We start from the raw sequence: 13,234 nt of genomic DNA, 5'->3' as shown, positions 1-13,234 counted from the left end.
TGGCGATGGCGCGTGCCAACTGGCGCTGGAGCTAGTTGGCACGCGCCATCGCCAGTCGGCTCCACTTGCGCTGGCACCACTGGGAACGAGCCATCGCCAGGCAGCCCAACTAGCGCCCGCAACCCCTGATCTGCGGAATTCCCAAGGAATTCAACTGGCGCTAGCGCCAGTTCAACTCGTTCCGGAACGAGTTGGCCGATTTCGACTGGCGAGTGATCGAGTCCCGGCGAGTCGATCGCCTGCAGGCGAGTCGGCACGTCCGACTGCGGGAAACGCTGTGCGATAACTGCTCGAGCTCGGGCTTGGTCCGGTGCTTCGCGACTCGGACGAGCTCATCCACCGTGTCCGGGGTCAGGTGGGGCGTGAGCAAGAGCACTGCCGTGAGGTTCAACCGCCCATCGGCGATCGCCTCGAACAGGACCGGGTAGTCTCGAGCGGTACGGGCCGCGCGGATGCGCCGCAGCGCCGCGAACTCGGACAGATGCAGCTCACCCACGCAGTACGCGAACATCGAAGGGTACGCCGCCGGTCGGTAGAGGCCCCGCGCTTCTACTTCTGCGAGATGGGCGAGCAGCGAAGCCGTGGTGTTTCGATCCTGCGAGACGAGCGAGGCGAGGTCGCGAAGCAGAACGCGATCGGCGAGATGCGACAGCGAGTAGGACGGCATGGCGGGACTCCGCGGCAGAGAATGTCGCGGGGGCGAGCGCTGTTCATATCACGGGCCTTCGCGACGCAGCAGCGAGCCAGCACGGCGCACGGAACCAGGCAGCGCGAGAACTTTGCTCTCCTGGGAAGATTTGCTGCGAGGTCGCGCGAGCTGCGCCGCTCAGCGTGCGAATGCGCGGTCGGGCCTCGTGCGACTCGCGATCGACGGCGAAATCGTGTCAAGCGAAATCGCCGCGCTACCCCACCAACTTCACGTGCACCTCGTCGCGCACGGTGAGACCGAGTCGATGCGAGGCGGAGCCGCCGACTTGCGCGATCTCGAGCCGCCCGCTCGAGCCCAACACTGCCACGAGCGAGCCGAACGGCGCGTCGCCGTAGGTGCGCTGCAGGCCCCGGATCGCGAGTCCGCCGGCCACGATCTCGAACGAGCCCTTCGCGGTATCCGGGTAGGCGTTCTGGATGTCGGCGGGCTTCAGGTTCGTGAGCAGGTTTCCAAACCTGTCGACGAACATGATGCGGCCCACCAATTCACCGGCGCGTCGCTCCGGCTTCGGCTCGGGGAAACGTAACGGGTCGACGATCCTGGGTCCCATCTCCGCCAGCGGCGCACCGCCGGCGAGTGCCGCGGCGATCGGCGCGAAGACATCGCGCCCGTGAAACGTGGCGCTGACCGACGGCCGGAACAGCGACTCATTCGTGATCGAGTGGACTTCGGGGTCGGAGGCGCCAAGAGCGCTCTCGAGCACCCCATTGTCGGGCCCGACGAAGATCTGGTTGTGGGCACGCACCACGAGCCCGCGTCGCGCGGTGCCGACGCCGGGATCGACCACCACCAGATGCACGGTGCCGGGTGGAAAGTCGCGCGCCGCGGCATTGACGACGAACACCGCCCGCTCGATGTCGCCCGGCGGGATCGAGTGCGTGATGTCGACCACGTGCGCCTCGGGGCAGCCCGAGTGCAGCACTCCTCGCACCACGCCGACGAACCAGTCGTCGAGCCCGAAGTCCGACGTGAACGTCACCAGCGGTCGGTTCATCGTGTTTCTCCTTCGCTGCGACGCAGCATGGCGGACAGGATGGTCCACGCCCCGTCGGGCGTGAGGCGCTTGAGGCAGCGCAGATCGTCGCACAGATCGCGATCGCACGGGCTGCACTCGACGCGCGCGTAGTAGGCATGGTGCCCGAGCGACTCGGGATACGGAAAGAACATCGCGGGACGATTGCGCGAGATGAGTCCGAGCGTCGGGGCACCCGCGGCGACTGCGGTGTGAACCGGCCCCGTGTCGCCGCACACGAATGCGGCGCACAGGCTTTGCATCGCCACGAATCGAGCGAGCGGCCAGCCCTCGATCGCGAACGCGCGCCCGTGCGGGAGTGCCTCCACGATCGCGCGCGCCGATTCGCCCTCGCCGGGGCCCGCGCTCACGAGCGCCACGGCATCCGCGTGTGCGTCGAGCGCGCTGCGTCCGAGCGCCACGAAGCTCGCGGGGTCCCAGCGCCGCGTCGGCCAGCGCGCGCCGGGATGGAAGCCGATCAGGCGCGCGGCATCGGGAATGTTCAGCACCCGCAGCGCCGCACGCGCCTGGGCGCGCGCGCCCTCGCTCACATGCAGCCGCGGTGTGCGCCCGCGCGCATCGGTTTCATCCGGCACCGGCCAGCCGAGCTGTGCCACCGAGGCGAGGTGGAAGCCGACCGCCGACAGCGTGCGGGGCCTCACGTGATGCGTGTAGAGCGCCGAGCGCCAGTTCTTGCCCGGGTAACCTACTCGCACCCGAGCCCCCGAGAGCCGCACCCACAGCGCGGTGCGCGGATTGCAGAAGAAATCGAACGCGACCTGAGGGGCGAAGCGTCTCAGTTGAGAGACCAGCGAGAGCGTCGCGCCGAGCGAGGGACTGCGCGGCACCACGATCCGTTCGTCGACACGCGGGTCGCCATCGAGCAGCGCGGCGCTCTCGCGCTCGACCACGTATGCCACGCGCGCCTGGGGACACGCGGCGCGAATCGCGTCGAGCGTCGGGAGCGTCAGGCACACGTCGCCCAGGAAGCGGGGACGCACCATCAAGACGCGGCGGACCGCGCGCGGATCAACCCCTGAGTCGTTGGTCATGGTGGTAGGATTGCGCGCGACTCTAGCCGGGCAGCCCCGAACCGTGCCAACCGAGGAGCACATGGTGAGCGACCCCAACGATTCTCACGCCACGCGCCCAGGTCTGGGCACTCGCGCGGTCCACGGTCCGGATCCCGATCACACCGGGCCCATGAGCACCCCGATCGTTCACTCCTCGACGTTCGGCTTCGAGAGCCTCGACGCGATGAACGACGAGCAGCAGCGCGGTGCGGCCAGTGCTTACTACCAGCGCGTCGGGCACCCGACCGTTCATGTGGTCGAGCGGCGCCTCGCGGATCTGGAGGGCGCCGAGGCGGCGTTGCTGTTTCCGTCCGGCATGGCCGCGATCAGCTCCGCGTTCCTCGCGTACTTGAAGCACGGGGACCACGTGGTGGCGCTCGATCAGTGCTACGGCGGCACTCACGATCTGCTCCAGTGGGGGAGCGAACACTTCGGGTGGCAGTACACGCTCGTCGACGGGCGCGAGCCGGATCGCTTCGAGGCGGCGTTCCGAGCGAACACCCGGCTGTTCCATGTCGAGTCGCCGACCAACCCCATGCTGTGCGTGGTCGATCTCGATCGCGGTGCCAGGCTCGCACACTCGAAAGGTGCGCTGTTCACCTGCGACAACACTTACGCTTCGCCGATCGGCCAGCACCCGCTGGCACACGGCGCGGATCTGGTCATGCACAGCGCCACCAAGTCGATCGGTGGCCACAGCGATCTGCTGGCAGGCTTCGTCGCCGGCGCGCGTCAGGCGGTCGAGCGGGTCTGGAAGGTTCGCAAGGTGTTCGGCCCGATGCCCGACCCGGCACTCGCGTGGCAGATCGAGCGCAGCTTGAAGACGCTGGCGCTGCGGCTCACCGCCATGAACGCGAATGCGGCGCAACTCGCAGCGCAGCTCTCGACACTCGCAGGGATCCGCCAGGTCTATTACCCGGGCCTGGCCGGTCACCCGGGTCACGCGATCGCGGCCCGACAAATGCCGCTCGGGTTCGGCCACGTGGTGTCGATCGACGTCATCGGAGGTGCGGCGGCGGCCGAAGCGGTCGTCAATCACCTGCGGCTCATCCGCCACGCGCCGAGCCTCGGGGGCGTCGATTCGCTCGCCAGTCTGCCCGCGCACACCTCTCACATTCAGCTCGGGGCCGAGGGCCGCGCCCGGGCCGGAATTCCTGAAGGCGTCATCCGTCTGTCGATCGGGGTCGAGGACGCCGTGGATCTGTGGGCCGATCTGGTTCAGGCCCTTGCAAAGGTGCCGGCGGCGGTCCGCTAGGCCACGCCGCTCGAGGGCGGCGCGTGCTACTATCCGCGCCGCTTTCCGGCCCCCCATGACTGCCCAGAAGGAGACCTGCTCGTGAAGCGTCTGTCCGCATGGACCCCGATCGTCGCGCTGGTCGCGCTGTGCGCCGCGCTTCCGCTGGCGCCCGCGCATGGTGCGCCTGCCTCGAATGTTCCGACCACCACGGCCGCGCAAGCGACGCCCGCCAAGACCGGCGCGGCCGACGTCGACAGCCTGTCGCTGCTCGAGATCGCGGTGGCGCGTGATTCGAGCAAGTTCGAGACGCTCTACAAGCTCGGCGTGCTCTACATGGATCGCGATCGTTCGGCCGAAGCGGTGCGCGTGCTGATGCGCGCGAACAAGGTCAAGCCCAAGAACGTGAAGGTGCTGGTCAACATCGGCGCCGCCTACGACGCGCTCGGCCGCGCGGACGGAGCGCAGAACTTCTACAAGCAGGCACTCGCGGTGTCGCCGAACGACTCGATCGCGATGTGCCGGCTCGCGAGCTCCATGTACGCGCAGGGCAAGTATCAGGAGTCGATCGATCAGCTGCGCGAGGTGATCTCGGCGAGTCCCGGCGCCTATTGCGCCTACTTCACACTCGGCGTCGCATTCGCCGACGCCGGGCTCTATCGCGACGCGGTGCGCATGTGGCAGACGGTGATCAAACTGTCGCCGGGCTCGCCCGAAGCCGTGAGTGCTCGCGAGAGCATCGACATCCTCTCGAAATTCATCGGAGAGTAGCGCCGTCCCCTCGGGCCGCGGAGTCCCCCGAGGGGCTCCGCGGCCGTTTCGTTGGTGGCGAACCCGTTTCCCCGAGCGATCCTCGATGACCTATCTCGATCACAACGCTTCGACCCCGGTGCGGCCCGAAGTCACGCAGGCTCTCGCAGCGCTGCTGGCTTCGACCGGCGCCAATCCGTCGAGCCTGCACGGCGACGGTCAGGCGGTGCGTGCGGTGGTCGAGCACGCGCGTCGCGAAGTCGCCGCGCTGGTTCACGCGCGCCCCGAGGACGTCGCGTTCACGAGCGGCGGGACCGAGGCGGATCACCTGGCACTGGTGGGCGGGGCGTGGGCGCTGCGCGAGCGCGGGCGGCGCGTGGCGATTTCGACGGTCGAGCATCACGCCGTGCACGGTGCGGCCGAGTGGCTGGTCGAGCTGGGCTTCACGGTCGAGCACCTGCCGTGCGACCGCTCGGGGATCGTGGATCCCGCGCGCATCGACGCGCTGCCGGCTGACACCACACTGGTCGCGCTGATGCTCGCGAACAACGAGACCGGCGTGATTCAGCCGGTCGCCGACGCCACCGCTCGCGCTCATGCGCGCGGCATGCGAGTGCACTGCGACGCGGTTCAGGCGGTCGGCAAGATCCCGGTCGACCTCTCGGCGCTCGACGTGGACTATCTGGCGCTCTCGGCGCACAAATTCGGCGGCATGAAGGGTGCCGGCGCGCTCATCACGCGCCGCGACGCACCGCTCGCCCCGTTGTTTCGCGGCAGCGCTCAGGAGCGCGGACGCCGCGCCGGCACCGAGAACGTGCCGGGCATTCGAGCGCTCGGCTTCGCCAGCGCGCTCGCCACGCGCGAGCTGGCGGAGCAGTCGACGCGGTGGCGCGAGCTGAGGCGCCGGTTCGAGACCGGCCTGCGCGAGCGGGTGCCGGACGCGGTGGTCCACGGCGAGTCGGCGCCGCGGCTTCCGAACACCGTGAACTTCTCGGTCCCGGGTGCGCGAAGCGACAATCTGCTCATGGCGCTCGACGCGCACGGTGTGGCGGTGTCCGCCGGAGCGGCGTGCGCGTCGGGAGCGGTCGAGCCGTCGCCGGTGCTGACCGCGATGGGCGTTCCGCGCGAGCTCGCGGTGTGCGCGCTGCGCGTTTCGTTCGGCCACCCGACGACCGAAGGCGACATCGACGCGGCACTCGCGGCACTTGCGGAAGTGGTTCCGCGGGTCCGCGCGGTGACCGCAGGGAGTCCGGCGTGAGTGCCGCTGCCGATCGGCACCCGGAGGGCACGACGAGCGCCGGTTCAAAGCCGCGCGTGCTCGCGGCGATGAGCGGCGGCGTCGACTCGGCGGTCGCGGCCGCACTGCTCGCCGAGCAGGGCCACGAGGTGACGGGCGTCACCATGAAGCTGTGGTGCTACGGCTCGGCGCCTCTGAGCCCGCGCGCCTGCTGCACCCTCGACGCGATCGGCGACGCGCGCGCGGTCGCACAGCGCATGGGCTTCTCGCACTTCGTGGTCGAGGCCGAGGAGGTGTTCCGCACCCGCGTGCTGCAGCCGTTCCTCGATGCATACGCGAACGGCCGCACCCCGCACCCGTGTTCGCTGTGCAACCAGCACTTGAAGTTCGGCGACCTGATCGCGCGGCTCGAGCTGGTCGGAGCCGAGTGGCTCGTCACCGGGCACTACGCGCGTATCGAGCGGGCCGCCGACGGATCGTGGGCGCTGCTGCGCGCGGTCGATCCTGACAAGGATCAGAGCTACGCACTCGCGATGGTGCCCTACGCTTCGCTCTCGCGTGCTCGCTTCCCGCTCGGAGCGCTCGCCAAGCACCAGGTGCGAGCGCATGCCGAGCGCCTGGAGTTGCGAGTGTGGGACAAGCCCGAGAGCCAGGACCTGTGCTTCGTGCCGGACGGCGACTACGCGGGCTTCGCGACCTCGAAGCTCGGCGAGACGCGTGGGACCGCGCCTGGCGCATTCGTTTCGGCGAACGGTGAGGCGGTCGGCGAACACCGTGGCATCTTCCACTACACCGTCGGCCAGAGGCGCGGCCTCGGGATCGCCGGCGGCGAGCGGCTCTACGTGCTGCAGATCGATGCGCCATCGAACACCGTCACGGTCGGTCCACGCGCGGCACTCGAGCGCGGTGCGCTCCGCACCGACGCGATGAACTGGATGCTGCCGGCCGCGCCGCCGGACGGCACGCGGGTGGACGCGAAGGTTCGGTCGCGCCACGTGGCCGCCGCGGCGACGATTCACGCCTGCGAAGGCGGTGGTGTGGAAGTGCGCTTCGACACTCCGCAGACTGCGATCGCGCCGGGGCAGACGTGCGTGCTCTACGAAGGCGATCGCGTGCTGGGCGGGGCGGCGATCGCAGCCGCGGTCGCGTGAGCGTGCGGCGCTGCGGCGGCCTGCTGCGATCGTGACGCCCGCAGCCGCCGCGTCGATCGCCACGGTTGCGATCGATCAGTGTCGCGCGTGCGGCGGGCGCGACCTGGTACCGCTCGCGTTTCGCTACGAGCATCGCGGTGCGCGATTCCCGTTGGTCGAGTGCCGCGCGTGCGGCATGCGATTTCTGGCGGTGCAGCCCGCGCCGGAAGCACTCGGTGAGCTGTACGATGCGCGCTACTTCGAAGGTGAGTACCGCTGCGGGCGCGCCGAGCTGCCGGCGACCGACGAGACCGCGTTTCGCGCCGAGGATGACGGACTGCTCGAAGAATTCGCGCGCCTGCGGCCACCCGGCCGCCTGCTCGAAGTGGGCTCCGCGTACGGTTGGCTGCTGAAGCACGCACGAGAGCGCGGGTGGAAGGCGCAGGGTGTGGAGCTGTCGGCCGAGGGCGTGGCGCACGCGCGATCGCTCGGACTCGAGGTCTCGCACGGCGATCTTCACTCGGCGCATTTGCCGGATGCCGCGTTCGATCTCGTCTACATGGGCGACGTACTCGAACACGTGCCGGACTGCCGCGCGACACTCGTCGAGGTCCGCCGCGTGCTGACGCCCGGTGGGCATCTGTACCTGCGCGGGCCGATCACGACGCACTCACTTGCGCGGACGATCGGGCTCGCCATCTATGGGGCATGCGGGCGCGTGCTCGTGGAGCATGGGCCGCCCTATCACCTGTGGGAGTTTCGGCCGCGCCCGCTGGCACGAATGCTCGAGGCGAGCGGCCTCGAAGTCGTCGAGATGCGGCAGAGCAAGATTCCTCCGGGGCGACTGCGCGGTAACAAGTCGGCGCTGCATGTGGCCGCGATGACGGCGCTCGATGCGGTGAATGTGCCGCTCACGAACCTGTTCAACGCGCGCGGCGATCGGGCAGTGGTGGTGGCGACTCGCGCGACTTCCGAGCGAAGTACTCCACGATGAACCGAAACGGATCCCTCTCGGTGGCCGGGATCCGCACGTCGGGAGGGATGCCTTCGCGGTCAAATCAGCCGCGGGGTAGAAACTCGGAGCTGCCGAGCGTCGGATACCCCAGGTAGAGTCCCTGCCGCGTGCACGCGAGCGGCACCATCGCGACGCTCTGGTAGTCGATGGTTCCGCCTGAGTTCTCGCCGAACAGCGTGACCCGATCGTACGGCCATGCCGACATCACGAACGCCTCGGCTGCGCTCTCGGTTCCGTGGTCCATGAGCATCGCGAAGTGCTTCATCTCGGGGTACACGATGGACGGCTTGTACTTTGAGTCGTCTCCGCCGCCCGACACGTCGGTCGCGATGACTTGTCCGGGCTCGCGTTCCATGCGCTCGACCAACTCGTCGACGCGCTTCTGGTGGGCGGACCCCTTCGGCATGTTCTTCGCGAGTTCGCGGAAGTGGCCGATCTGATCGGGTCGAGCGAGCCAGCGTGTTTCACGAGGTACTCGCGAACGCTCGCCTCTTTCCAGTCCGGCTGCTCGGCCGGCCGGCGCAAGCTGATTGACACGAACGCCGTCAGGTTCCTAGCCTGCGCGGGCCCATGCCCGCCACCACTCTGCATGCTCCAGCCGACGCACACGCGTCGTCCGACGCGCCGGCCGTCGAAACCCGCGATTTGCGCCGCATCTTCAAGACCTCGCGCGGCGGGGCCGAAGTGCGCGCGCTCGACGGGGTCTCGATCCGCATCGAGCGCGGCGAGGTGTTCGGTCTGCTGGGCCCGAACGGCGCCGGCAAGACCACGCTCATCAAGATCTTGAGCACGCTGCTGTTCCCGACCACCGGCGAGGCGCGGGTGGCCGGTCACGATGTGGTGGCGCAGTCGCACGAGGTGCGGCGGCGCATCGCCCTGGTGTCGGGCGGCGAGTCGAGCGGCTACGGCATCCTCACGGTGCGCGAGTGCCTGTGGATGTTCGGCCAGTTCTACGGTGTGCCGTCCGCCGAGTCGTGGCGGCGTGCGGATGAGCTGATCAAGATCGTTCAGCTCGAGGATCAGTCGAGCTCCCGCATCAACCGGCTCTCGACCGGCCAGCGCCAGCGCATGAACTTCGCGCGCGGCTTCATGAGCGACCCCGAAATCCTGTTCCTCGACGAGCCGACACTCGGAATGGACGTGAACGCGGCGCGCATCCTGCGCGAATACGTCGCGACCTGGGTGCGCGAACGGCCGGGTCGCACGGTGCTGCTGACCACGCACTACATGGCCGAGGCCGAGCAGTTGTGCGATCGCATCGCGATCGTGGATCGCGGCAAGGTGCTGGCGTGCGACAGCACCCCGGCGCTGAGGCGTCAGGTGCAGGGCGGGCAGCACGTCGAGCTGGAGCTGCGCGCCGCCGGCGCGATCGCCTCCGACGTCATGCCGATCCCCGATCTCAACGCAGTGTGGGGAGCGCCGCACCCCGACCGCGGCACCCGCTCGCTCAAGTTCCGCCTGCCGCCCGAGCGCTCGCTCGGCGAGGTGTTGCGGGTGCTCGAAGCGCAGGGTCTCGGTGTCGAGGGCGTGGCCACGCGCGAGACCTCGCTCGAGGACGTGTTCATCGCGATCGTCGGCCGCGGCCTCGAGGACACCGGAGAGAGCACGTGAAGGCACCGTCCGACTCGCATGCCGCGGGTGCCGATCCATTCGCGCGTCCGCACGTTCACCCGGCGGTCGCGTTCTACCGCGCGGCACGCGCGCGACTTTACGTGCGCATGGTCGGCTCGTTCCGCGAGCCGACCTGGATCATTGGCGACTCGCTGTTCCCGGCGTTCGGCATGGCCGCGTTCGTGCTGCTCTATCGAGCGCTCGGCGCGCCGGCCGCCTACGAAACGCTGGCGGTGCTGGGCGGAATTCTCTCAGCCTACTGGCTGAACGTGCTCTGGGGCATGGGCACGCAGCTCTACTGGGAGAAGCAGCAGGGCCAGCTGCAGCTCTACTTCGTGGCGCCGGTGTCGCGCATGGCGATCCTGACCGGAATGGCGGTCGGTGGGGTGCTCACCACCACGATCCGCACCGTGGTCGGACTCATCGTGGGCTTCGGCATTCTGGGCGCTCGCGTGCCGGCATTCGACCCGTGGATGCTCGCCTTCGTGTTCGTGCTCAGCATGGTCGCCCTCTATGCGCTGGGCATGACGCTGTCGTCGCTGTTCCTGCTGTTCGGACGCGAGGCGTGGCATCTGGCCAATGCGCTCGCCGAGCCGGTCTACTTCATGAGCGGGCTCTACTTTCCGCTGCGCACTCTCGGCGGCTTCGGGCTGGTGGCCGCCTGCGTGGTACCGCTCGGATTCGGCGTGGATGCGCTGCGTCAGGTGCTGCTGGGCGAGGCGGCGCGCGGTCTGCTGCCGCTCGACACCGAGATCGTGATCCTCGCGGTGCTGTCGGTGGGGTTCCTGATCCTCGCCCGATTCTCGCTCGCGCAGCTCGAGCGCATCTCCAAAAACGAAGGCCGCCTCACCCAGAGGTGGCAGTGAGCGCGCGGGTCGGCAAGCTGCGCAGTGCCGCGTGGCTCGGATGGCAGATCGAGTCCAACTGGGCCGATCCTTTCCTGTTCGTTGTCTACACCGTCGCGCGCCCGGTCGCGACCGCGTTGATCCTGGCCGGCATGTACTGGGCCGTGTCGGGGCAGGCGGCGCGCGCGCAGATGTTCGCCGGCTTCTTCGTGGCGAACGCGTTCCACAACTACGTCACGCAGGTCATGATCGGCATGGGCTGGGTGATCGTCGAAGAGCGCGAAGACTACGAGACACTGAAGTACGTCTACACTTCGCCGATCGGCATGATCAACTACCTCGCGGGCCGCGGGCTGGTGAAGCTGTCGCTCGGCACCGTGAGCTTGCTCGTGACTCTGCTGGTCGGCTGGTTCTGCGTCGGTGTGAGGTGGGAGTGGGGAGCGGTCGCGTGGATCCCTTTCACGCTCACTTTCGCGATCGGACTGGTCGCGTGTCTGTCGGCGGGTTTCCTGGTCGCGGGGGTGGGGCTGCTGCTGCCTCGCATCGCGGTCACGCTCAATGAAGGTGTCGCGATTGCGCTGTACCTGGCGTGCGGCGTGATCTTCCCGATCGACCTGTTGCCGCGCGGGATCCAGGAACTCACGCTCGTGATCCCGTTCACGCTCTGGTACGAGGCGCTGCGGCGCTTCCTGCTCGGCCACGGCTCGAGCGCTCGGCTCGCCGACGTCAGCGACCTCGCGATGCTTGGTTGGCTCGCGCTCTCGACTGCAGTGTTCTCGGTGGTGGCGCTGGTCGGCTACCGGGCACTCGAGACCAGGGCACGCAAGCTCGGACGGCTCGATCAGACCACGATGTTCTGAACGCAAGACGGCCGCCCCTTGCGAGGCGGCCGTGCGCGTTTGCTGCGAGCGAATCGAGCGGGACGCTACTTGACCGCGTAGTCGACTCCACCGGCCGAGGTCGAGTCCGCCCACACGTCGACGTGGTACTTGCCCTTGGGCCACGGCTTCGGCATGGCGACGTGGAACACGGTGACGGCGGGTCCCGTCGGCGCGATGGTCTGCGAGGACTCGTTGACGACGCTGCCGTCTTCGAATGTCCACTTGGCCGTGAGCGTCACGCCGCTCGACGAACCGTCGCTCGCGACCGAGGCATAGATGGTGTCGCGGGCACCGAACTCGACCACCGCGGAATCCACCGACATGTCGGGCCGGATCGCTTTGCCGAGGCTGACGCTCGTCACCGAGAACGGAGCCGGTGGCGGCGCTTCGGTCGTCGTCTCTTCAGCCGGCTGCGGCTTCTTCGCGCAACCCGTGAGTGCGGCAACGAGCAGCGTGGCAGCGAGCAGGCTCCACATCCGTGACTTCATCGAATCCTCCGTGGTTCGCGTGAGGCCTCGCCCGCGCGAGGGAGCGGGGTTCGGTCATCGAGGCGCGCAGTATAGCGAGATCCGCAGCGAGGTGAAGGGGCGTCGAGCGCCGCGGTCGAACGGCATTCTGCCGTGGAATGAAGCATCGTCGCTGCTGGCCTTGCGGGAATTTGGGCCCCGATGGTAGCTTCCCCGCCCTGCAAGCCTCGGCGGTGGTCCACTCGAGAGGCCAGCCTTCGGAGGGATGGCCGAGTGGTTTAAGGCGGCGGTCTTGAAAACCGTTGAGCCGTAAGGCTCCGTGGGTTCGAATCCTACTCCCTCCGCCAGACGTGAAAGTGCGGAGAGGTGGCCGAGTGGCTGAAGGCAGCCGCCTGCTAAGCGGTTGACCGGGTTAAACCGGTCCGGAGGTTCGAATCCTCTCCTCTCCGCCATCTTTGTAAGAAGTCGCAGTGGTGCGCGCCCTTAGCTCAATTGGATAGAGCATCTGACTACGGATCAGAAGGTTGGGGGTTCAAATCCTCCAGGGCGCGCCACTCCGTCACCGAACGCAGGCGAGACCCGCGCGATGCATCCGAACCCGACTCGCAACCCGGCACGAATCGGACTGCTGATCGCAGCGTTGTGCGTGTGCGCCGCCGCCGCCGCGGTGGCCCAGAAGGGTAAGAAGGTCGACCTGATCTGGACCGCGCCCGGCATCGAGCAGCTGGGCGTCCGCACCATCGCTCTGATGCCGGCGCTCTCGTTCGACAACAACCTGCAGAGCGAGCACCTGGTCGAGAATGCGGCGGCCCAGTCGCTGCGCCCGCTCGGCTACCGGTGGCGCAGCCCGACTTCGGCGCTGGCGCTGCTCAAGGGCTCCGCGACCGCCGATTCGCTGTGGCGCGCTCAGCGCGCCGTGATCCTCAAGAACCTGCACGTCGATTCGCTTGCGGCCGGGCGGCTGTGCGCCGCGATGCGCGTGAACGCGCTGCTCACCTACCGCATCGATCTCTTCGAGCGTCACGAGCTCGAGTGGAACCAGACCGGCAAGCCCTCGACCTCCGTGCAGATCAAGGCGGCGCTGGTCGACTCGAGCGGGCGACTGCTGTGGACCGCGTCGGGCAGCGAGACGCTTGAAGGCACCTACAAAGACGCCGGGCAGGGAGTGGTGAGCGTCAAGGGCTCGGGGTTGAGCAATCAGCCGATGACCGGCAACAGCGGAGCGCCGACCTTCGACGAGGTGCTCGCCAAGCTGTTCGAGCGTTGGGCC

Annotated in this window: 14 protein-coding genes and 3 tRNA genes; 12 read left to right on the top strand and 5 right to left on the bottom strand. The window is 68.5% G+C overall.

The genetic code is table 11. The features are described 5' to 3' along the window. Positions 1 to 160: 160 nt before the first annotated feature. The 3 genes from HOP12_14025 to HOP12_14015 all read right to left on the bottom strand — a co-directional run bounded on the left by HOP12_14025 (position 161) and on the right by HOP12_14015 (position 2,773). A complete protein-coding gene (locus HOP12_14025) occupies positions 161 to 667 on the bottom strand; it encodes a hypothetical protein (GenBank protein ID NOT35257.1) in 507 nt (168 codons plus the stop codon). 235 nt (positions 668 to 902) lie between these two features. After that, positions 903 to 1,703, bottom strand: a complete 801-nt coding sequence (locus tag HOP12_14020) for an SAM-dependent chlorinase/fluorinase (protein ID NOT35256.1) — start codon at positions 1,701 to 1,703, stop codon at positions 903 to 905. Continuing rightward, positions 1,700 to 2,773 (bottom strand): glycosyltransferase family 9 protein, encoded by a 1,074-nt coding sequence (locus HOP12_14015; protein NOT35255.1) that lies wholly within the window; start codon positions 2,771 to 2,773, stop codon positions 1,700 to 1,702. Before HOP12_14015 ends, HOP12_14020 begins: the two co-directional genes overlap by 4 nt. 151 nt (positions 2,774 to 2,924) lie before the next feature. Between HOP12_14015 and HOP12_14010 the strand changes: the two genes are divergently transcribed. From HOP12_14010 to HOP12_13990, 5 genes are all read left to right on the top strand, one after another. Further along, positions 2,925 to 4,049 carry an aminotransferase class I/II-fold pyridoxal phosphate-dependent enzyme gene (locus HOP12_14010; GenBank protein NOT35254.1) on the top strand — a complete coding sequence of 375 codons (1,125 nt, stop codon included), beginning with the start codon at positions 2,925 to 2,927 and terminating at the stop codon, positions 4,047 to 4,049. 81 nt (positions 4,050 to 4,130) lie between these two features. Beyond that, positions 4,131 to 4,799 carry a tetratricopeptide repeat protein gene (locus tag HOP12_14005; protein NOT35253.1) on the top strand — a complete coding sequence of 223 codons (669 nt, stop codon included), beginning with the start codon at positions 4,131 to 4,133 and terminating at the stop codon, positions 4,797 to 4,799. A gap of 85 nt (positions 4,800 to 4,884) precedes the next feature. Further along, positions 4,885 to 6,036 (top strand): cysteine desulfurase, encoded by a 1,152-nt coding sequence (locus HOP12_14000; protein ID NOT35252.1) that lies wholly within the window; start codon positions 4,885 to 4,887, stop codon positions 6,034 to 6,036. Between the two features lie 68 nt (positions 6,037 to 6,104). After that, positions 6,105 to 7,166 (top strand): tRNA 2-thiouridine(34) synthase MnmA, encoded by a 1,062-nt coding sequence (mnmA, locus tag HOP12_13995; GenBank protein ID NOT35251.1) that lies wholly within the window; start codon positions 6,105 to 6,107, stop codon positions 7,164 to 7,166. A gap of 31 nt (positions 7,167 to 7,197) precedes the next feature. Continuing rightward, positions 7,198 to 8,139 carry a class I SAM-dependent methyltransferase gene (locus HOP12_13990; GenBank protein NOT35250.1) on the top strand — a complete coding sequence of 314 codons (942 nt, stop codon included), beginning with the start codon at positions 7,198 to 7,200 and terminating at the stop codon, positions 8,137 to 8,139. A 64-nt stretch (positions 8,140 to 8,203) separates the two neighbouring features. On the opposite strand, the gene HOP12_13985 is transcribed toward HOP12_13990, so the two are convergent. Next, positions 8,204 to 8,566, bottom strand: a complete 363-nt coding sequence (locus HOP12_13985; protein NOT35249.1) for a hypothetical protein — start codon at positions 8,564 to 8,566, stop codon at positions 8,204 to 8,206. Between the two features lie 164 nt (positions 8,567 to 8,730). On the opposite strand from HOP12_13985, the gene HOP12_13980 reads away from it, so the two are divergent. Genes HOP12_13980 through HOP12_13970 form a run of 3 tightly spaced genes read left to right on the top strand, consistent with a single transcriptional unit; the run spans position 8,731 to position 11,476 of the window. After that, on the top strand, positions 8,731 to 9,771 hold the full coding sequence (locus HOP12_13980; GenBank protein ID NOT35248.1) for an ABC transporter ATP-binding protein: 1,041 nt from the start codon (positions 8,731 to 8,733) through the stop codon (positions 9,769 to 9,771). After that, positions 9,768 to 10,637, top strand: a complete 870-nt coding sequence (locus tag HOP12_13975) for an ABC transporter permease (GenBank protein NOT35247.1) — start codon at positions 9,768 to 9,770, stop codon at positions 10,635 to 10,637. The genes HOP12_13980 and HOP12_13975 overlap by 4 nt, the downstream gene beginning before the upstream one ends. Next, a complete protein-coding gene (locus tag HOP12_13970; protein NOT35246.1) occupies positions 10,634 to 11,476 on the top strand; it encodes an ABC transporter permease in 843 nt (280 codons plus the stop codon). Before HOP12_13975 ends, HOP12_13970 begins: the two co-directional genes overlap by 4 nt. A 65-nt stretch (positions 11,477 to 11,541) precedes the next feature. Here HOP12_13970 and HOP12_13965 read toward each other — a convergent pair whose 3' ends face one another. After that, positions 11,542 to 11,985, bottom strand: coding sequence for a hypothetical protein (locus tag HOP12_13965; protein ID NOT35245.1), 444 nt, complete (start codon positions 11,983 to 11,985; stop codon positions 11,542 to 11,544). A 238-nt stretch (positions 11,986 to 12,223) separates the two neighbouring features. On the opposite strand from HOP12_13965, the gene HOP12_13960 reads away from it, so the two are divergent. The 4 genes from HOP12_13960 to HOP12_13945 form a co-directional block, all read left to right on the top strand. Beyond that, positions 12,224 to 12,311, top strand: a tRNA-Ser gene (locus HOP12_13960). A 13-nt stretch (positions 12,312 to 12,324) separates the two neighbouring features. Continuing rightward, a tRNA-Ser gene (locus HOP12_13955) sits at positions 12,325 to 12,416 on the top strand. A gap of 25 nt (positions 12,417 to 12,441) precedes the next feature. Continuing rightward, a tRNA-Arg gene (locus HOP12_13950) sits at positions 12,442 to 12,518 on the top strand. Between the two features lie 32 nt (positions 12,519 to 12,550). Continuing rightward, positions 12,551 to 13,234: hypothetical protein (locus tag HOP12_13945; protein ID NOT35244.1), on the top strand; the 684-nt coding region annotated here is incomplete at its 3' end.

It is taken from the genome of Candidatus Eisenbacteria bacterium, assembly GCA_013140805.1.
GTDB lineage: Bacteria > Eisenbacteria > RBG-16-71-46 > RBG-16-71-46 > RBG-16-71-46 > JABFRW01.
Note: the sequence above shows the minus strand (reverse complement) of the source record. Positions and strands in the feature narration are given on the sequence as shown.